The organism is Anabaenopsis tanganyikae CS-531 (assembly GCF_029891675.1).
GTDB classification, from domain to species: domain Bacteria; phylum Cyanobacteriota; class Cyanobacteriia; order Cyanobacteriales; family Nostocaceae; genus Anabaenopsis; species Anabaenopsis arnoldii.
This window is the reverse complement of record NZ_JANQDF010000056.1, coordinates 24,099-44,045: the sequence shown is the minus strand read 5'-3', so window position 1 is coordinate 44,045 and position 19,947 is coordinate 24,099. Positions and strand designations below refer to the sequence as shown.

18 protein-coding genes and 1 pseudogene are annotated in these 19,947 nt (G+C 41.4%); all 19 read left to right on the top strand.

Annotated features, from left to right (window positions below):
* Positions 1 to 230 precede the first annotated feature (230 nt).
* The 19 genes and pseudogenes from NWP22_RS05790 (at position 231) to NWP22_RS05700 (ending at position 19,935) form a co-directional block, all read left to right on the top strand.
* The gene (locus NWP22_RS05790) at positions 231 to 659 is read left to right on the top strand and encodes a hypothetical protein (protein ID WP_271734901.1); all 429 of its coding nucleotides are present in this window, start codon (positions 231 to 233) and stop codon (positions 657 to 659) included.
* Positions 660 to 980 (top strand): annotated as a pseudogene (locus NWP22_RS05785) (DUF4351 domain-containing protein).
* A gap of 456 nt (positions 981 to 1,436) precedes the next feature.
* A complete protein-coding gene (locus NWP22_RS05780) occupies positions 1,437 to 2,348 on the top strand; it encodes an Rpn family recombination-promoting nuclease/putative transposase (RefSeq protein ID WP_271734902.1) in 912 nt (303 codons plus the stop codon).
* A 484-nt stretch (positions 2,349 to 2,832) separates the two neighbouring features.
* On the top strand, positions 2,833 to 4,701 hold the full coding sequence (locus tag NWP22_RS05775; protein ID WP_271734903.1) for an ABC transporter ATP-binding protein: 1,869 nt from the start codon (positions 2,833 to 2,835) through the stop codon (positions 4,699 to 4,701).
* Positions 4,702 to 4,716: 15 nt separating this feature from the next.
* Positions 4,717 to 5,343: an LbetaH domain-containing protein gene (locus tag NWP22_RS05770; RefSeq protein WP_280801620.1), complete on the top strand. Its 627-nt coding sequence runs from the start codon at positions 4,717 to 4,719 to the stop codon at positions 5,341 to 5,343.
* The gene (gene murB / locus NWP22_RS05765; RefSeq protein WP_271734906.1) at positions 5,333 to 6,211 is read left to right on the top strand and encodes a UDP-N-acetylmuramate dehydrogenase; all 879 of its coding nucleotides are present in this window, start codon (positions 5,333 to 5,335) and stop codon (positions 6,209 to 6,211) included. The genes NWP22_RS05770 and murB overlap by 11 nt, the downstream gene beginning before the upstream one ends.
* A gap of 3 nt (positions 6,212 to 6,214) precedes the next feature.
* On the top strand, positions 6,215 to 7,495 hold the full coding sequence (locus NWP22_RS05760; protein WP_271734908.1) for a UDP-N-acetylglucosamine 1-carboxyvinyltransferase: 1,281 nt from the start codon (positions 6,215 to 6,217) through the stop codon (positions 7,493 to 7,495).
* Positions 7,496 to 7,654: 159 nt separating this feature from the next.
* Positions 7,655 to 8,683 carry a glycosyltransferase family 2 protein gene (locus NWP22_RS05755; protein ID WP_271734910.1) on the top strand — a complete coding sequence of 343 codons (1,029 nt, stop codon included), beginning with the start codon at positions 7,655 to 7,657 and terminating at the stop codon, positions 8,681 to 8,683.
* A 63-nt stretch (positions 8,684 to 8,746) separates the two neighbouring features.
* The gene (locus NWP22_RS05750) at positions 8,747 to 9,985 is read left to right on the top strand and encodes a glycosyltransferase family 4 protein (protein WP_271734912.1); all 1,239 of its coding nucleotides are present in this window, start codon (positions 8,747 to 8,749) and stop codon (positions 9,983 to 9,985) included.
* Positions 9,986 to 10,197: 212 nt separating this feature from the next.
* Complete coding sequence (locus tag NWP22_RS05745) at positions 10,198 to 10,401, top strand: type II toxin-antitoxin system HicA family toxin (protein ID WP_271734913.1); 204 nt, start codon at positions 10,198 to 10,200, stop codon at positions 10,399 to 10,401.
* Entirely contained in the window at positions 10,398 to 10,625 is a 228-nt protein-coding gene (locus NWP22_RS05740) for a type II toxin-antitoxin system HicB family antitoxin (RefSeq protein WP_271734914.1), read from the top strand. The genes NWP22_RS05745 and NWP22_RS05740 overlap by 4 nt, the downstream gene beginning before the upstream one ends.
* 227 nt (positions 10,626 to 10,852) lie before the next feature.
* Positions 10,853 to 12,175: a hypothetical protein gene (locus NWP22_RS05735; protein WP_271734916.1), complete on the top strand. Its 1,323-nt coding sequence runs from the start codon at positions 10,853 to 10,855 to the stop codon at positions 12,173 to 12,175.
* 250 nt (positions 12,176 to 12,425) lie between these two features.
* The gene (locus tag NWP22_RS05730; RefSeq protein WP_271734918.1) at positions 12,426 to 13,646 is read left to right on the top strand and encodes a glycosyltransferase; all 1,221 of its coding nucleotides are present in this window, start codon (positions 12,426 to 12,428) and stop codon (positions 13,644 to 13,646) included.
* Positions 13,647 to 13,765: 119 nt separating this feature from the next.
* A complete protein-coding gene (locus NWP22_RS05725; protein ID WP_271734919.1) occupies positions 13,766 to 14,959 on the top strand; it encodes a glycosyltransferase family 4 protein in 1,194 nt (397 codons plus the stop codon).
* A gap of 74 nt (positions 14,960 to 15,033) precedes the next feature.
* Positions 15,034 to 15,846, top strand: a complete 813-nt coding sequence (locus NWP22_RS05720) for a class I SAM-dependent methyltransferase (protein ID WP_271734920.1) — start codon at positions 15,034 to 15,036, stop codon at positions 15,844 to 15,846.
* Between the two features lie 411 nt (positions 15,847 to 16,257).
* Positions 16,258 to 16,698: a DUF29 family protein gene (locus NWP22_RS05715; protein ID WP_271734921.1), complete on the top strand. Its 441-nt coding sequence runs from the start codon at positions 16,258 to 16,260 to the stop codon at positions 16,696 to 16,698.
* A gap of 83 nt (positions 16,699 to 16,781) precedes the next feature.
* A complete protein-coding gene (locus NWP22_RS05710; protein WP_271734922.1) occupies positions 16,782 to 17,210 on the top strand; it encodes a DUF29 family protein in 429 nt (142 codons plus the stop codon).
* A 407-nt stretch (positions 17,211 to 17,617) separates the two neighbouring features.
* The gene (locus NWP22_RS05705) at positions 17,618 to 18,625 is read left to right on the top strand and encodes an NAD-dependent epimerase (protein ID WP_271734923.1); all 1,008 of its coding nucleotides are present in this window, start codon (positions 17,618 to 17,620) and stop codon (positions 18,623 to 18,625) included.
* A 200-nt stretch (positions 18,626 to 18,825) separates the two neighbouring features.
* Positions 18,826 to 19,935, top strand: coding sequence for a glycosyltransferase family 4 protein (locus NWP22_RS05700; RefSeq protein ID WP_271734924.1), 1,110 nt, complete (start codon positions 18,826 to 18,828; stop codon positions 19,933 to 19,935).
* The last annotated feature ends 12 nt before the right edge of the window (positions 19,936 to 19,947 follow it).

Here is a 19,947-nt window from a genome sequence, read left to right as displayed (position 1 = left end):
TCTACTATCAACTGCACTAGGCATCCCCCCGTGCCATTGACATCACTTATATAATACCAATGTGCTTTCATTTAGCGATTGCTACACACAGATGCAAGCTCTGCGTAGCGATCGCCTGTGCCAGTTGCGTAAGTCCTATTAAGAGTTGGGCTTCGATGGTCTCAATTGATCTCAGTCCCTCTAAACGTAACCTTCGCAAGTTGTAGTTAGATTTAGCTGAGGAGGTCGAATTGCGGAGAAGGTGTGACCGAAATCGGAAACGTTCAAAACGTAGGGATATCTATTGTCCTATACATGGCTGTTATCTGGATAGCGTGAGTCAAAAATATAGACTTTTCGCCGACAAAGCAGGACAATTACAGGAACGAGGCTTAAGTCGGCGGGCGGCATTATTGTCCATCGCCAATTACACAGCAGTAACCTTACATGGAGAGTGGTTAGAGGCTTTTTGGTGTGAACACTGTCAGGAAAAAAAGTGGTATTATGTCTGTCAGTCGTCGGATGATGGTAGATATGATATTTCTTTGGCACCCAAGGAACTCTGGCAACAGGTAACAGGAGTAATTGACCCTGACGGGAATCCTTCAGTGGGTGAGTTTACGCGGCTAAATGCTAAACAACTGAACCATCATGCTCTCAATAATTTTTATTGTTTGTGAATGCACCCAAAGCCTCTGTTTCTAGGTCTGCTGTTTCCATTGCATGATACGAGGTGGGAGATGACAGGATTGGGAGCATCACCCTGGTATGAGGAAATATTGAAAGAGAGATTACAACAGGGACGACTTGAAGGAGAGAGCTTAATGGTTCTACGTCTGTTACAGCGCCGCCTGGGGACCTTGGATGATACAGTAAAGCAGCTTAAGATGCTACCAGTAGGGTAACTGGAAAGTCTAGCAGAGGAATTACTAGACTTTCGGGATGTGCAACAGTTACAGACTTGGTTACAACAGCTTTCCTCAAATAGTGGTAATTTATGATGACCTTCTGCACCAAGGGGCGATCTGCTTCTTGCAGCAGCGCTTCGCGATCGCCATTACGTATGATTTAAATCTCAGATTACATAGAATAAACATACAAGACTGAGAACGACAATTTCAGGAGCAGAACAAGAAACGGATTTAAATTAACCTCCACCCAACCCCAAAACCAGGGATCCAGGGAATGAATTCCCTGGCTAAAAGCTGAAGTCGGTTAAAAACCGACTGGGAAGAAGGTTAAGGATTTTTGTGTGATTTGTCAATTTAATTTATCAATAGCAGCAGAGCTGTAGAACTTCAGGGTATATCCGGAGCAGAACACGAAACCGATTTAAATTAACCTCCACCCAAACCCCAAAACCAGGAAGACTCTTAATTGATTCCCTGGATTGGTGAGAACTTTTACACCAAGGGGCGATCGCTCCTGAGATCAAATCAACATCATCATAACCAACAGTGGCGAAAAAAGCAGACATAGGGGGGAAAAGATTAATCAGTCTTGCACCCAACACCTGGGTAAAGTGGATTACCCAGCGCAGTGACTTACAAGTACAAGACATCCTCAACACAGAATTTCAGTGGATAGAGCGGGAAAGTGATGTTTTACTGAAGGTTTTATCCCCAGAAATAGGAGAATTTTTGCTGCTCAATGAATTACAGCTACGGTACAATCAGAGAATGCCCCAAAGGATACGGGCTTATACAGCTTTAGCAGAAGAACGTTATAACTTAAGGGTATATCCAGTCTTAATCAACATCCTCCCCCCAAGTAGTAAACAAACCATTCCCCAACGTTATGAATCAGAGATATTAGGGATAAGAGCCTATCAAGACTACCAAGTGATTAACCTGTGGGAGGTAGATGTTAACCTGGTATTTGAGCAGAAGATATCAACCCTATTGCCATTTGTACCAATTTTGCAGGGTGGAAACAGGGAAGAGAAATTACGAGAAGCGGTGAGGGAGTTAAGACAGGATGAGCAACTGCAAGACTTAGAACCGTTATTGTCATTTTTTGCTAGTTTTGTCTTAGATATTCCCTTAGTTCAACAAATCATGAGGTGGGACATGACGGTATTGAGAGAATCGCCCTGGTATCAGGAAATATTGAAAGAGGGATTACAGCAGGGGGAAAAACAAGGACTACAACAGGGACGACTTGAAGGACGACTTGAAGGGGAAACCCAATTAGTTATACGTCAGTTACAGCGTCGCTTGGGAACCTTGGATGATACACTCAAACAGCAAATTCAGATGCTACCAGTAGAGCAACTGGAAAGTTTAGCAGAGGAATTACTAGACTTTCGGGATGTGCAACAGTTACAGACTTGGTTACAACAGCTTTCCTCAAGTAGTGGTAATTTATGATGACCTTCTGCACCAAGGGGCGATCTGCTTGCAGCAGCGCTTCGCGATCGCCATTACGTATGATTGAAATCTCAGGTTACATAGAATAAACATACAGGACTGAGAACCACAATTTCAGGCTCAGAACAACAAACTGAAGTTAAATTAACCTCCACTAAACACAAAAACCAGGGAGCCAGGGAATGAATTCCCTGGCTAAAAGCTGAAGTCGGTTTTTAACCGACTAGGAAGAAGGTTAAGGATTTTTGTGTGATTTGTCAATTTAATTTATCAATAGCAGCAGAGCGTTAGAACTTAAGGGTTAAGTTACATCTGCTTTCTGAAACATGGGAAATGTTTATGGGCGATCGCCATTTGTTGGATGTTATATAAACATTGAAAAATAGTATGCTTATTCCCTGCATTTCTGATCTCAAGGTTTAAAAAGAGGATACTGTCAACCATTTAGCCAATGTTGCATAAAAATCCTGATCAATTACAAAAAATGCCTAAAAATACTGACGGTAAAAACCGACATAAGCACAGTCAAACATTAATTAAGGAATTACGGCAATTGTGGGGCTACCTGAGCCGTCGCCGTCAGGTGCAGTTGGGGGCTTTGCTACTGCTGATGCTACTGTCTTCTGTGAGTGAGATGGTTAGTGTGGGGGCAATTTTTCCCTTTCTGGGAGCCTTGACTAATGCACAGATGCTATTGAATGCTCCCCATCTCCAACCAGTATTAAACTTATTGCAGATTCAGACCCCAATCCAACTAGTGAGGGCCTTAGCTGTGGGGTTTATTGTCGCCGCAGTATTAGCTAATGGGCTGCGATTGCTGACCCTGCATGTGCGGCTGCGCTTGGCTGCAGCGGTGGGTTCTGATATCAGTAGCCAGGTTTATCACACTACTCTGCGACAGCCCTACAGTTTCCATGTGCAGCACAACAGTAGCGATTTGATGCAGACGGTAACTGGGGATACCACGCTTCTGACTATTAATATCTTGATCCCCTTGGTGGCGTTTTTCACGGATGCCCTGGTTATACCTGCTTTGATGGCGACGCTATTATTCATTGATGGCAACATTGCCCTCTGGACAGGGGTAATTTTGGGGGGAGCCTACACAGTGATTTATCGCACCCGGCAACGCTTACTCAAGCGTAATAGCAAAATTATCGCCGAATCGGGGCAACGGAAAATCAAGGTGGTGCAGGAGGGGATTGGCGGGATTCGGGATGTGCTATTGGGACATTCCCAAGACTTTTTTGAACGGGTGTATCTGCGGGCGGAGGCTGCTTTAAAGCAAGCTACAGCGACTAATTTGATTATTTCCCAGTCCCCCAGATATCTCATAGAGGCTTTGGCATTGTCTGCGATCGCCCTTTTAGCACTGAGTTTAGGTCAAAATGGGGATTTTAGCCAGGCGGTGCCAGTATTAGGTAGTTTAGCCCTGGGGGCGAAACGGTTACTACCGGCTATGCAAGAGGCTTTTGCATCTGTGGCAAAAATTCAGGGGTCGCGGGCGGCGTTAACGCGGGTGTTAGTGGCCTTAGAACGACCCATTGAGCCACTGCTGGGAACGACTGTTTCCAGTCCCTTGGGGTTGGAACAGGAACTACGGTTTGATGGGGTATGGTTTGGTTATCACCAGGAAACACCCTGGGTATTGCGTGATTTTCACCTGCAGATTGCCGCCAAGACCACAGTAGGGTTTGTGGGGAGTACGGGAAGTGGGAAAAGTACCACAGCAGATTTAATTTTGGGACTCTTACAACCAAATAAAGGCACAATTTGGGTAGATGGGTTACCTTTACAAGGTGAGAGGTTACGCCAATGGCAACAGAGTATTGCCCATGTACCCCAGCAGATTTTTCTGAGTGATGGCACTATTGCGGAGAATATTGCTTTTGGGATTCCTCAAGACCAGATTGATTTTGAGCAGGTGCGAAAGGCGACGCGGTTGGCTCAGATTGATGAATTTATAGAGGGATTACCAGCTAAATATGATACCTACGTGGGAGAGCGGGGAATTCGGCTGAGTGGGGGTCAAAGGCAGCGCATAGGCATTGCCCGGGCGCTGTATCGCAATGCCTCGGTGATTGTGTTTGATGAGGCTACCAGTGCTTTAGATAATGCCACGGAAAAGGAAGTGATGGCGGCTATTGAGGGGTTGAGTCATCAGTTGACGGTAATTTTAATTGCCCACCGCTTGAGTACTGTGCAGAGATGCGACTGTATTTTTCAGTTACATCAGGGACAGGTAGTGGCACAGGGTACTTATGAGGAATTGCTGGCTAATAGTAGCAGTTTTCGGACTATGGCTTTGAGTGGTGTGGATGGTGAAGATAATAAATTTACTATGATTACATAACCTCACCCCAGCCCTATGGTTAGTCAAGAGATAGGTGCACAGATGCAATTTAGTGGTGGATTAGGTATCCGTAAAGCAATAACAAACTTTTTTTCTCCTGATAAGCAAATTTATAGAAATTATCAGTTAGGTCGTCAAGAGATAGGTGCACAGATGCAATTTAGTGGTGGATTAGGTATCCGTAAAGCAATAACAAACTTTTTTTCTCCCGATAAACAAGTTTATAGAAATTATCAGTTATCAAGATGGCTTCGCACAAAAGGTTATATCCTTTTGGCTAAATTGATTCGTTATCGGCAATCAAGATATGGATGTTATATTTCAGAAAAATCTATTATTCATCCTAGTGTTGAATTTAAACATCCTGTAGGAGTTGTTATTGGTGAGGGAGTAGTCATAGAAGAAAACGTTAAGATATGGCAAAACGTAACAATTGGTAGTCATGTAAAACCAGGATTACCACAAGAATATCCATATATTGAATCTGGAGTAAAAATATTTGCAGGTGCTGTAATTGTGGGAAAAATTAGAGTTGGAAAAAATGCAATTATAGGAGCAAATGCTGTTGTATTAGATGACGTTCCTGAAAATATTGTGGCTGTAGGAGTACCTTACAAGAATAGACACAGTGATGGATTGTAATATTCAACAGAAAGTTTTATTGGCTCCCTATACAACCTGGAAAATAGGAGGTGCTGCGCAATGGTTGGCAGAACCAAATCTTGAAACAGCACCCAACTTGGTAACCTGGGCCTATGAACAGGAAATACCTATTTATTTTCTTGGTCGTGGGTCTAATGTATTGATTGATGATGCTGGACTACCTGGGTTAGTAATATTAACTCGTAACTCCCTCACTGAGTTGAGACGTGATGGAGACTTAATTATTGCTGGGAGTGGTGTATTCTTACCTCAATTGTCTAAATTCGCAGCACGGGAGGGCTTTTCGGGCTTTGAGTTTCTCATTGGTATTCCCGGTACCGTAGGCGGCGCGATCACTATGAATGCTGGGTTGACTGTTTTTCGTCCCCGTGAGATGAGAGCAATTGTGAAAAATTTCGATGTCTTAAATCTGGATGGCACCATTGAAACACTAACAATGGAAGACGTTGATGCTGGTTATCGTCACACCGATTTATTAAATGGAAAGCGCCTAATATTACAAGCTCGTTTTTGCTTACAAGAGGAGGGCGACCCAAATGAGATTCGCCGAAACACGTTTGACCATCTTGCGGAGCGTAAGCGTAAGCAACCGTTAGATAAACCTACTGCAGGGAGCACTTTTAAGTCACATCCCGGGAGTAAGGGGGCTGGATGGTATATCGAACAAGCGGGTCTGAAAGGTTTTCAAATTGGTGCAGCGCGGGTGAGTCCCATGCACGCCAATTGGATTGAAAATTTGGGCGGTGCAACAGCCGCAGATGTTCGTCAATTAATCACACATATTCAAAAGACTGTTGAAGCTGAATTGGGAATTCATTTAGAAACAGAAGTTCGTTTCCTACCTTAAAAAATGACAGAAAACTTAAATAACCTGATTGTTCACCCTTCCCGTTTGGTCGGAGAGGTCAGGGTTAGCGGTGCAAAAAATTCTGCTCTTCGCCTCTTAGCGGCTTCTTTGTTAACGTCGGCTCCGGTTCGACTTAAGAACTACCCAAGCGGTTTACTTGATGCTCGTCTTCATGTTGAGATGCTAACAGCACTGGGTAAAACTTGCCAATTAATCAACCAGAGTGAGCTAGAAATTGTAGAGACTAACCCACCTCGATCAGAGTTGCTTTGGTCAAAACGTTCTATTCGTAACACTTTGCTGATTTTAGGTGCGTTAGTCGGTCGTACAGGTAGGGGTAAAGTACCATTACCTGGAGGCTGTAAGCTAGGCGATCGCAAATATGATATCCATGTTATGGTGCTGGAATCCTTCGGTGCTCATGTCTGGGAAGAAGAAGGAGGCTATCTTTGTGCTGAAGTTCCTAGTCATCAAAACCTCAGGGGAACAGAGATTGTTTTACCTATTCGTTCCACTGGGGCTACTGAAAACAGTATTATAATTGCTTGCCTAGCTGAAGGTATAACCCGCATTTGGGGACCACACATCCGTCCCGAAATTCAGGATCTGATTAAGTTTTTGCGATCCATGGGAGCTAAGATAGAAGTCCGTGGACAAGAAAGCATTATTGTTGAAGGGGTGAATGAATTAGGTAGTACCATCCATGAGGTAATTGCCGACAATGTTGAAGCACTCACCTGGCTAATTGGTTCTGCTGTCACTAATGGAGATGTCGAGATTGTAGACTTTCCCTTTGAACACTTAGAAGTTCCTCTGATTCATCTGCGGGAAAGTGGGGTTCGTTTTTATCGCTTAGATAACCGCCTAATTGTTCGAGGTTCAAGCTGTTATCCCATTGATATCAGTACAGGCCCTTATCCGGGAATTAATTCGGATATGCAACCATTATTTACTGTCTTAGGCGCAATGGCTAAAGGAGAAAGCCGGGTCATTGATCTGAGATTTCCTGGACGCTACGCCTATGCAGAGGAACTGGCCAAAATGGGAATGAATTATGAAGTTAAGGATAATCTTTTGGTCATTCAGGGAGGCAATAAACTTCAGGGAACTGAAGTAACAGCCCTGGATTTAAGAGCCGGTGCCGCCTTGATGATTGCGGGTTTGGTAGCAGATAGCCCAACTAATATTAGCAATGCATGGCAAATTTATCGAGGTTATGATCAGATAAATAAAAAGCTATCTCACCTTGGCGTCAGTATTTTCAGTGAGATGCAACAACATTGAAAATAATTTTTTAGCAATTAGAGTCAATAGACTAATAAAGTTGATAATTTTGCTCCCTTGCACTTAGATGTTGATTGTAATGATATTATAAAAGTTACTCTTTCAGTTTGAATATTATTTAGATCGTTCTATATAACCTAGCAAAGGTAAAATTGAGAAGTGAATCAGACACACAGCAATGAAGTTTTAGATAAACCCCTTGTTAGTATTATTTCGCTTTTTTACAATCGTGCTATTTATGTAAAGCCTTCTGTCGATAGTCTACTAAAGCAGACATATTCAAATGTCGAAATTATTCTGGTAGATGATGGCTCAACAGACAACACTTTAGATGAACTGGCATCTTATCAAGATCCACGAATTCGTCTGCTCACCCACGAAAACAAAGGATTGGTAAGGGCTTTGCGTGGTGCAATTGCTTCTTCTCAAGGAGAATTAATTGCGATTCATGGGTCTGGCGATATTTCTTTACCTGATCGCATAGAGATGCAAGTTGACTTACTGATGAGAAATCCTGATGTTGGGGTTGTGGGCTGTTATATGCGCAATTTTAACATGGTGAAAAATACATGGGAGGTTGTATGCCGAACTATAGCTGAGGATCAACTATCTCAATTAATTAATTATAACCTCTTTAGTCACGGAGAAGTGATGTTTCGGCGCAGCTGCTATGATCAAGTGGGGGGCTATCGTGAATTTTTCGAGTTTGCCCAGGATCACGACCTTTGGTTAAGAATGGCTACAGTCACTCGTTTTGCTATTGTTCCAAAAATCTTATATCAAAGGGAACCAATTGAAGGTTCTGTCAGTTCTGTCAGTAAAGTTCCCTCCAAGGTGAAAAAGCAAACTTATTTGTCGGAGTTTGCCGTTGCTTGCGCCATGACAAGGAGGGATCAAGGCTTTGATCCCCTGGAGAGAGATGGACATAAAGCTTTTGAGAGTTTTGCTAATACTAGCTCGATATTACCAATTCGATTGACAAGTTTAGTATTTTCCTACTTGGTAGGTAAAAAATTTGATGTAGCTAAGGAACTCATGTCAGAAGTGGTTGCTCTCAATCCTTCCCGTTTCAATAAGTTTTATCTAACCGCCATAACATGGTCTCAAAAAAGTACAGTTTTCAGGAAGCCCTTGCTATTTATATTGCGATTGCGCTTAAAGCTAATTCGTATCCTAAAAAGCAATTGAGGTGGTGAAAACCATAATTAATTATACATCGATATTAAGAATATCAAGAAATTTTCTAATCAAATGAAAATAATCCATATTAGCCACTCTGATATACAGGGTGGCGCAGCCCGGGCTGCCTATCGTATCCACCAAGCTCTACGCCTCCATGGACTAGATTCCACTATGGCGGTGAATGTAGCAACCTCCGGTGATTGGACTGTACAGAGTCATAAAACCAAACTCGCCAAGGGATTAGCTCGACTCCGCCCCCAATTGGGGAGCTTACCCCGACAATGGCTGCGAACAGATAACCCCATTCTCCATTCCCCTGCCATTATCCCCTCTACCTGGTCTGATCGCCTGAATTGCACAGATGCAGATGTGTTACACCTGCACTGGGTGAATGGTGAAATGTTGTCAATCCCTGACATTACTAAACTGGGTAAGCCCGTAGTGTGGACTCTCCATGATATGTGGGCTTTCTGTGGAGCAGAACATTACACCGAAGAATTCCGGTGGTGTCAGGGCTACTGGAAAGATAACCGCCCCAGTTATGAAAGTGGGTTTGACCTCAACCGCTGGACATGGAACCGGAAGCGTAAACACTGGCAAAAACCTCTGCAAATCGTTACCCCCAGTCAATGGTTGGCAGATTGTGTGACCAAAAGTGCCTTAATGGCTGATTGGCCAGTTAGGGTAGTGCCAAACACCATTAACACCGATATTTGGCAACCCTTTGAGAAAAACCTAGCGCGAAAACTCTTGCATCTCCCTCTTGATGTTCCCTTGCTGTTATTTGGTGCCTTAAACGGTAGTCGTGACCCCCGTAAGGGATTTGACCTGTTGCAAGCAGCCCTCAACCATCTACGGGGACAAATGCCTGGATTACAATTAGTCGTGTTCGGGCAACTAGCACCAAAGGAACCCATTGATTTAGGTTTTCCCATTCACTACATGGGGCGTTTGCATGATGAACTCAGTCTACGTATTCTTTATAGTGCGGCTGATGTCATGATAATTCCTTCCCGCCAAGATAACTTACCTAATACCGGCTTGGAAGCTCACGCCTGTGGAACCCCAGTGATTGCCTTTAATACCTGTGGGCTACCTGATATTGTAGAACATCTCAAAACTGGATATTTAGCCAAAGCCTTTGATACCACTGATTTGGCTCACGGTATACAGTGGCTTTTATCTGACTTCTCACGACTGATGACCCTTGGACTGGCGGCACGACAACGCGCAGTTGACAAATGGTCTGTAAAGGTGGTGGCTGATGCATATCAAAATGTTTATAATTCTGTTTTAGTTAATAAGTAATATTATTGCCCATACCAGAAACTCATGTAACATCTGAGTTGGAATCAGCATATATTCAGCCAAAAAAAATTGCGATCACCCTGAAAAATATGACTTAACCAAGGGCGATCGCCCTGAAAAACATCCTTTAACCAAGCGCGATCGCCCTGAAAAATATGACTTAACTAACAGCTGACGGGGATCGATATATTTATTTAATAACTTTTAATTGAATGCCTAGAAAAATTCGAGAACTAAAGGCAATGTTGTTAAAAGCCGGATTTATCCAACGGACTGGTAAAGGTAGTCACACAATCTGGATTCACGAAAAAATGCCAGATATGCCGATTACAATTGCAGGTAAGGATGGTGACGATGCTAAAATCTATTTAGAGAAACTTAAACAAAGACTCGCAAGACTAGAAGAATTGCAATGAATTCACATTATAGTATGATTATTTTCTGGTCTCAAGAGGATAACTGCTATGTAGTCCACCTCCCTGACTTCCCTTTTCAAGACATCCACACCCACGGTAATACTTATGAGGAAGCAGCCAAACATGGCCAGCAAGTGATTGACAGTTATCTTCAGCTTTACCAAGAAAATAACCAACCTCTACCCCAGGCTAAAAACCCCTGGGAATATATTCAGGTAGCATAACCACTCAGGGGCGATCGCCCTAACAAACATCCTTTAACCAAGAGCGATCCGCCCTGACAGACATCCTCTAACTGGGAGCGATCCGCCCTTATGATAGATATGACCTGATTAATCAACGAATGGCAGTACACTATCTGCAGGATATTGGTCTTTATGCTCCCTAATTAGATGAATTCGCTATTAGAGAGATTGTAAATGGTAAATATTTTTATTATCAACATGAATATATGAGTAATTTAGAAATTCTAGACCAATGGAAAAACCGCAAAAATAATTATGATAGTCTTAATTCTCAAGACATAAGATTCCTCTCAACCCGCGGAGATTTTCTCAACTTTTTGCTTATTTGGATTCTTTTTACATCTGCAGCACCGTTTACATTTATTTTTGCAGTCCCAAACCACCCTCATAAAATCCTCATCGCTGGTGGACTAGCTTTAACCTCTTTTCTCTTAGTTATCAAGGGTCGAATTATTCTTCCTAACCGAACAATGGTCGGCATCCTCATTGCTCAAGCATTCTTCTTTGTATTTCCCCTTTCTTTCCTCCATGGTGAATTCCATCAAGGGAGTTATATTACAATAAGTATACAGTATATAGCAATACTTTTACTTTACATTTATGTATATAATTTTTATTCAATCCATAAGATGGCGAAGAGTTTCATTTACGTAATAACTCTCATGGCTATTATGGGAACTGCGGCTTTCTTTTTGGGAATAGTAGGGGCAATAGATATAGTTTCAACTCATCAAAATCTTGATACAAGAACAGCTTATAATTTTCTCCTGACATTTAGTAACTCAATTAATCATGTTGGGAGAGCAACTATAATAAGAATTGCAGGTTTCTTTGATGAACCAGGAACTTTTGCTTATTACATTACTTTTGCATTGCTGATTAATAAAATATATGGCTTTTCCAAGAAACTAGAGTGGATAATAATAATAGGAGGAATCTTTACTTTATCCATGGCATTTTATATTACAGTTTCCGTATACTTAATTATTTTTTACGGTAATTTTAAACGACTAAAATATTTTTTGTTAGGATCAATTATCATCGCATCCCTAGGATTTTATGTAAATACTGCTAAATACGATAGTGAAACTAATTTCACACTATATCGTCTGACCATACAGAGATTTGAACGAGATGAAAGTTCTTCAGAAGGACTAACTGTTGGTGATAACAGATCTGAACTTTTTTCTCTGGCGGCGGAAGCTTTCATGGATTCACCTTTAATTGGACAAGGGCATAGATATCGTGAAGATATAAGTAGTAAGTACTATAATATTTACATGGGGGCTAACCTTTTTGCACCATTGGCAATATATGGAATAGTGGGTACTTTAGTTTCATTTTTAGGTGTCTTCTACTGGACATATCTAGTTTTTAGTCAATCAAACACTGTACATAGAAACCTATTAATATCATGCTGGTTAATTATGGCATTAAACTTTTTACAGAGACCCCATCCTATAGGATTTTTAAACTATTATGTGATAATATTTCTCGTTGATTCAACAAAGTATCGTCTGAAAAATTAATTTTGTTATTTAAACTGGCTAGTAAAGATGACATCATAGCAATATTTAATAGTATCGCTGCAACCATTCTTGGCTGTGAAATTAGGGACAAGTGCCCAATAGCCAAGTAGCAATAAATGGTTTGGGAACACTGTTGATCTATACTTGTTTTGAACAATCTCTTCATGCTCAATTTTATGACCGTGAATTTACTCCGTCTTTGACTCCATAAACTTAGTCCTCAATTATTACAAATAAATTTCGTTCTTCTATGCAGAAAAATCATAAAATATTAATTATTGGTTGGTTTAAGTTCCCATTTGGAAGTGCTGCAGCATCAAGAATAAGGACTTTGGCTAAGGGATTGAACGAAAATGGTTTTGAAGTGTTTGTTGTAACAACTGCGCGTATACCTTTGCGGAATGAAGACCACACAGATACCGGGGAACTATCTTGGCAAAATATCAAATACGAAACTGAAAACTGTTACGAGAATGATGGTAGAAAATTATCGCTTATCCAACGCATTTGGAAATACTTGCAAGCTATTTACAAAAGCTGGGTCAGGGTTTATAAATTAATACACACTGCCCAAGTTGACAGCATCATGATTTATGGCAGAAGTGTAATATCTTATTTGCCTGTGGTCATGCTGGCACGTTTTTATGGTGTTCCACTATTTTACGATATGGTGGAGTGGTTCCCCCCTAGCCAATTTAAAGGCGGGCTGATTAATCCTATGTTTTATGACGATTGGTTAGGACGTTATTTACCGCTTTTGGGTTCTCAAGGTGTAATTTCCATCACCCATTATATTTCAGAAAAGTACATTCGTCACCAAATTCCTTGCTTGATTCTTCCTAGTATTTTTGATTATTCTCTCAGTCAGCAACTAAAACCCCCAGATACAGAAATTAAAGATAAACAGTTTGTTGTACTTTATGCAGGTACTTGTAAACTTGGTGATGGATTTGAAAACTTATTAGATGCAGTCAAAATAGCCTTTTCCAAAGGGTGTCCTATTCGTTTAGACGTTTTGGGCACAGATGGTTTATCAGGACCTGCGGCAAAACAACGCCAGATTTGCGAACAAGATGAAATTTTACGTTTTCGTGTACGTTTCTTGGGGAGAGTAAGTGATGAAAATTACCTTTCTACACTTTGTTCTGCCAATTGCTTAGTGTTACCTCGTCCTGATTGCCAAACTGTCAACGCTGCATTTCCCACTAGACTACCTGAGTTTCTTTCAACAGGGCGTCCAGTGTTAACTACCAATGTTCCAGATGTTCCCCGATATTTGGATGCCGGAATCCATGCAGAGATTGTATCAGCAGACACATCAAATGCTTTAGCCTATGGAATTATAAGATTATGGCAATATCCGGAGCGTGCATTACAGATTGGGATTGCAGGTCAAAGGCGAGGTCGTGAAGTATTTGATTACCATCACCATATGACCAAATTATCTGAATTTATCACTAAATTCAGATAAGAGTCGAAAGTCTGGGTTTAGATCGGCAAGTCAGTCTACCGGGATTGGTGGGTAACCCCATCCTTTTATCCTATAGATTGCTGGTATTAGCTATTTTAGCGGTGACAAATTATTACAATATGGCTAATAGGCTTGATATCCCACTACTCAATCGTACCCATGTGATTAAACTTACTCTTATCATCACCGGACTTAACACTGGCGGAGCAGAAATGATGCTGCTCAAACTTCTAGAGCGGTTATCACCAGAATTTACCCCTCAAGTCATATCCCTAACTGATATTGGTGCGATCGGTAAACGCATTCAAGCCCTAGGTATTCCCGTCACAGCCTTGGGTATGAGTCGCACAATTCCCAATCCCTTGGCTTTACTCAAGCTAGTCAAGTTATTAAAACACAGTCAACCTGATATAGTTCATACCTGGATGTATCATGCTGACTTACTGGGGGGATTGGCCGCTCCTATGGCTGGAGTGTCAAAGGTAATTTGGAATATTCGCCATAGTGACCTATCCAAAGAAAAGAATAAAGCCACTACTCGATTGGTTGCAGGATTATGTGCGCGACTATCCCCAATTATTCCCCATCGCATTCAGTGCTGTTCTGCTATAGCGAAGGATATTCATACATCACTTGGTTATGCTCCAGATAAATTCATAGTCACACCGAACGGTTTTGATCTAGAAAGATTTCAGCCCAACCCAAACTTGCGTGAATCTGTACGACAAGAGTTAGGAATTGCAGCCGATACACCTTTGGTGGGTGTGATTGCTCGCTTTGACCCCCAGAAGAATCATACAGGCTTTTTTGCAGCTGCTGGCTATCTACATCAAAAAAGACCAGATGCCCATTTCTTGCTGGCGGGAAGTGGTATTGATACTGATAATTCTGTACTGATGCAAGCCATCGACAAGGCTCAAGTCAGCCACGTCACCCATTTGTTAGGTCTGCGTCAAGATATTCCCCGGCTCATGGCTTCCCTGGATGTTTTAGTTTCCCCTTCTTCCTATGGCGAAGGCTTTCCCAATGTTTTGGGTGAAGCCATGGGGTGTGGTGTTCCTTGTGTTGTCACCGATGTGGGGGACTCAGGCTATATTGTTGGGGAGACAGGTAAAGTTGTTGATCCTAATGACATGATCAGTTTAGCTGAGGCTCTCGACTCCTTACTCAGTCTCCCAAGTTCCCAGCGTCTCACCCTGGGGGAACATGCTCGCCATCGGATTCAGGAAAACTTTGAAATTAATCATGTGGTGAGGCTTTATGAGTCACTGTATCAAGAACTTTACACTTTAAAACTAAAGGTTAGTAAATGAACGATAATGTTTAGGTTATTATTGCTTTGAGGTTAGATATTCAATGAACTCTAATTATTAGGTTGCTTGGCATCATGATTAATACAACAAATATTACAAAATTTATGGAGTGGTGGTTGTTATCTGAAAAACTTTCAGATGACAACCAACGTATATTTGACAAATATTATTACTCCTACAAGCGTAATTTCGGCAAATATATTGCTAAACATTATGGAAATCAAGTCAAAGAAATAGAAGATACTTTATCAAGTTTCAAAGGAAGACCGAGGATATTGGAGGTCGGCTGTGGCTGTGGTACAGAGTCATTATGGTTTGCTATAAAAGGTGCTTCAGTATTAGGTATTGACTTAAGTGAACCACGTTTAAATGTTGCTAGAGAACGTTTACGTATTCTTAGAGATAATGTGAAATTTGAAATTGATGCAGATTTTAAATTTGCTAATATTTTTGACTTGAATGTTGGGTCAAATACCATTGATGTAATATGGATGGAACAGGCATTTCATCATATTGAACCGCGAGAAAACCTACCGGCTATCTGTTTTGATATATTAAAGCCTGGAGGATACATAATCATTTCAGAGGGGAATGGTTGGAATCCACTAATTCAATTATCCCTGTTCCGTCAGCGAGGTTTTAAGACCATAAAACGTTTTACTGATAACCATGGCATAGAGCATGTGTATGGCAACGAGCGCATTACTACGCCTGGTATTCTGGCTAGACTGTTCAAAAATAATGGGTTTGAGGTAGTTTCAAAAAGATACTTCAGGATTTTGCCAGATTTACCTGGTGCTGAAGGTTATGCATGGCTAGAAAAATTGGTTCCACCATGGTTTGCAATCGCTTTTACTCATTACAATATCGTCTTGCGAAAAAAGTAGTACTCAACTCATGTAAACATAAGTAATTCAAAAGCTACAAAAATAATAAATCTAGTGATTTGATCAAAAAATAAAATGATTGCATTTGCGTACTTGGTGCTATATTAGTCTTCCTGTAGCTTTAGCCCCACAGATATAGTAGGCTTTGATATCAACCGCAATATAGCATCAATAATCTCAAAGCAGCAATTGACACCACCAAAGAAGTAGAGAGCGATTCCCCTGACCATAGTTGAGATTTTTACCATCTGAGGGATTGATAGGGGTTTTATTCCTAGGATAATATAATAGAGGCGATCGCTCCTTTGAGACTGAAAAAGAAGAAGCAGTTAAACACCTCTCTCAATAGGAATCAATTTTAAAGTGCTAAAATCTGACTAGAAAAAGAGCTAAGTTAAATCATCCTCAGCTATGGAAGAACTCCTAGAATTAAAAGGTTTGTTGCTTCAAGGTGATATTTCTGGGGCGCTAGCCATTGTTGAAGACTTAGAAGAAATGAGTCGGGATGACAAAATCAACAATATTCGTAGTTACACAGTTATACTGCTACTGCACTTAATTAAGCGACAGGCAGAAAAGCGTACCACGCGCTCCTGGGATGTTTCTATTCGCAATAGTGTCAGAGAAATTAGGGAAAAAAATAAGCGGCGCAAAGCAGGGGGACATTATTTAAACCCAGAAGATTTACTTCAAATCCTAGAGGTTGCTTACCCCATGGCTATTGATCAAGCCTCTCTGGAAGTAGAAGGGGGACGTTACGAAACCGAAGAGTTAGAAAACCTGGTGAATCAACAGGAAATTATCAATCACGCCCTGGCTTTGATTGACCCCACAGCCAACAGCAACACCTGAATAGTTTTCACCAACTACGCTATAATACCGAAGTATAAACTAATTGAGAGATATACAGTAGATGAGCTAGATGACCCTAACCTATGGAAGAACTCTTAGAATTAAAAGGCTTGTTGCTTCAAGGTGATATTTCTGGGGCGCTAGCCATTGTGGAAGACTTGGAAGAAATGAGCAGAGACGACAAAATCAATAATATTTGTAGTCATGGGAAAATTCTGCTCCTGCATCTGATTAAACAACAGGCTGAAAATAGGACTACACGTTCTTGGGATGTTTCTATTCGTAACTCGGCTCTGGAGATTCAAAGGAAAAATAAACGGCGCAAAGCAGGAGGGTATTATCTCCAACCTCCAGAACTGCGCCTGTGTCTAGAAGACAGTTACGAACAAGCCCTCAATGCTGCATCCTTGGAAGTAGCAGAGGGGATTTACGATATAGAAACATTAGAGAAGATGGTTGATCGCCAGGAAATTATTGATCTGGGATTAGCTCTGATTTTAGCTGAAAAGTAATGGTGATTGTGAACCGGTTGTAATGTAAACTAAGTGCCATGATGTAAATACAAATATACTGAGTGTTAAAATTTATTTGTACAATGGAAGGCGATCGCACAAGTACGTTACTAAGAAATGTCAGAGGGCGATCGCTTACCTGTCCACTAGCTTGAATATCAGATGAGCATCCATAAATGAGAAGCGATCGCCTTGATTAAGTTCTAATAACCCTGGGTGAAAGTAATAGTTCCATGTTGAACTGGTGGAATAGCAGAATTTATCTCATCTAGTCATCGGTTTTACCTATACTTACCCCCGGTAAGAACTATGAGTATGTGGTTTCCATCACTTAGAAACAATTGATGAATTGTTACCAAAATTTGTTTAGTTAAACATCTAAACCCTAGGATGCCAATAAAAAAATTATGAAAATCTTAGTTACAGGTGCTGCAGGCTTTATTGGCTTCCACCTGAGCCAGCGACTATTAAACCGCGGTGACGAGGTTATAGGACTCGATAACCTGAATAACTACTATGACGTTTCCCTCAAACAAGCTCGCCTCGCTCAACTGCAATCAGAGCAGCTATTCACCTTTACTCAACTGGACTTAGCGGATCAAGAGGGAATCAACAACCTATTTACAACACATCAATTTGATGTAGTTGTCAACCTCGCAGCCCAAGCTGGGGTGAGGTATTCTCTCCAAAATCCCCACGCCTATATTAACAGTAATATTCTGGGATTCACCAACATCTTAGAAGGTTGTCGTCACTCCCAAGTCAAACATTTAGTATTTGCCTCCTCCAGTTCTGTCTATGGAGCCAACACTAAAATACCCTTTTCCGTCCATGATAATGTAGACCACCCGATTAGTTTATATGCTGCCAGTAAAAAAGCCAACGAGCTAATGGCACATACTTACAGCCACCTCTACGGCTTACCCACCACCGGACTACGCTTTTTTACCGTTTATGGACCATGGGGAAGGCCGGACATGGCGTACTTTTTATTTACCAAAGCCATTTTATCAGGTCAACCCATTGATGTATTCAATTATGGTAAAATGAAACGTGATTTTACTTACATTGATGATATTATCGAAGGGGTGGTAAGAGTTATCGATACTATTCCCCAAGGTAATCCTCATTGGTCGGGGGATAAACCTGACCCAGGGACTAGTAAAGCACCTTATAAAATATATAACATTGGTAATAACAATCCCGTGGAGTTGTTACATTTCATTGAGGTTATAGAAAACTGCTTGGGGATGAAGGCGCAAAAGAATATGTTGCCTCTGCAACCCGGAGATGTAACCATGACCTATGCTGATGTTGATGATTTAATTGCAGATGTGGGGTTTAAACCCGCCACTCCCATTGACGTGGGTATCAGGCGTTTTATCGATTGGTATAGCAATTATTATCAGGTATAAATTAAATAGAAGTTTGAAAACACAATCTTAGTTAATAGGTCAAGGCCAAAGATACCCGACTTCTGAACACAATCTTGTTATCTGATCACAAGTGCTGATAGAAGTCGGGGATCTAAACTCAGAATCAGATGAAGAACTTTGTATATCTGGCTTTTCAGTGCTTCTAAGACCTAACTGAATACTACTTACCAACCTTAATAATGAGAATCTTATATATAATCACCCGCGCAGATACAGTTGGGGGTGTACAAGTTCATGTGCGTGACTTGAGTAAGGCCTTACAAGCTGATGGACATCAAGTCCTAGTTATTACTGGAATGCCGGGACTTTACACGGACGACCTATACACCAACAATATAGACTTTCGTGCTTGTACAACATTTCACAAACAGATTAAGCCCTTTCAAGACTGGCAGACCCTGCGGTTTTTCCTCCAAACTATTAAACAATTCCGCCCCGATATTATTAGCAGCCATTCCAGTAAAGCAGGAATTTTGGGGCGTTTAGCCGGGAAAATAACCAAAACTCCTTGCTTGTTCACAGCCCACGGTTGGGCTTTTACTGAAGGTGTTCCTCAACCTACCCGCAAAATTTATCAAATCATTGAGCGATTGGCAGAACCATTGTCCAATCAAATTATCTGTGTGTCTGACCACGACCGATATATCGGGTTAAAAACCGGTATGAACCCCAAGCGACTTAAAACCATTCACAATGGTATGCCAGATATTTCCCCATCCCTGAGGTCGAACCCCGCTGATAGTGAGCCAGTGAAAATTGTCATGGTAGCCCGGTTTGATAAACAAAAAGATCACTACACCTTGCTCCAAGCCTTTCAAAGAGTATCCGGTGCTCAACTCAACTTGGTGGGAGATGGACCTGGACTAGATAATATCAAAAACCTCGCTGTTAAATTAGGTCTTTCCCAAACAGTAAACTTTCTGGGCTTCCGCCAAGATATTGCTCAAGTCTTAGCTCAAGCCCAAATATTTGCCCTAATCTCCCATTGGGAAGGCTTTCCCCTAACTATTATTGAAGCCATGCGGGCGGGACTACCAGTGATTGCTTCCGATGTTGGTGGAGCAGCAGAAGCTATTGATGAAGGAGTTTCTGGTTTCACCATCCCTCGCGGTGATGTGCACACCTTGGAAGACCGACTCAAGCAACTAATAAAAAATGCGGAATTACGTTACAAAATGGGAACCGCAGCCCGACAAAGATATGAACAGGAATTTACCTTTGATCATATGTTTACTCAAACTTACCAGACCTATGAAAACGTATTACTCAAATCTAAATCTCAGGGATAAATAACTTATCTT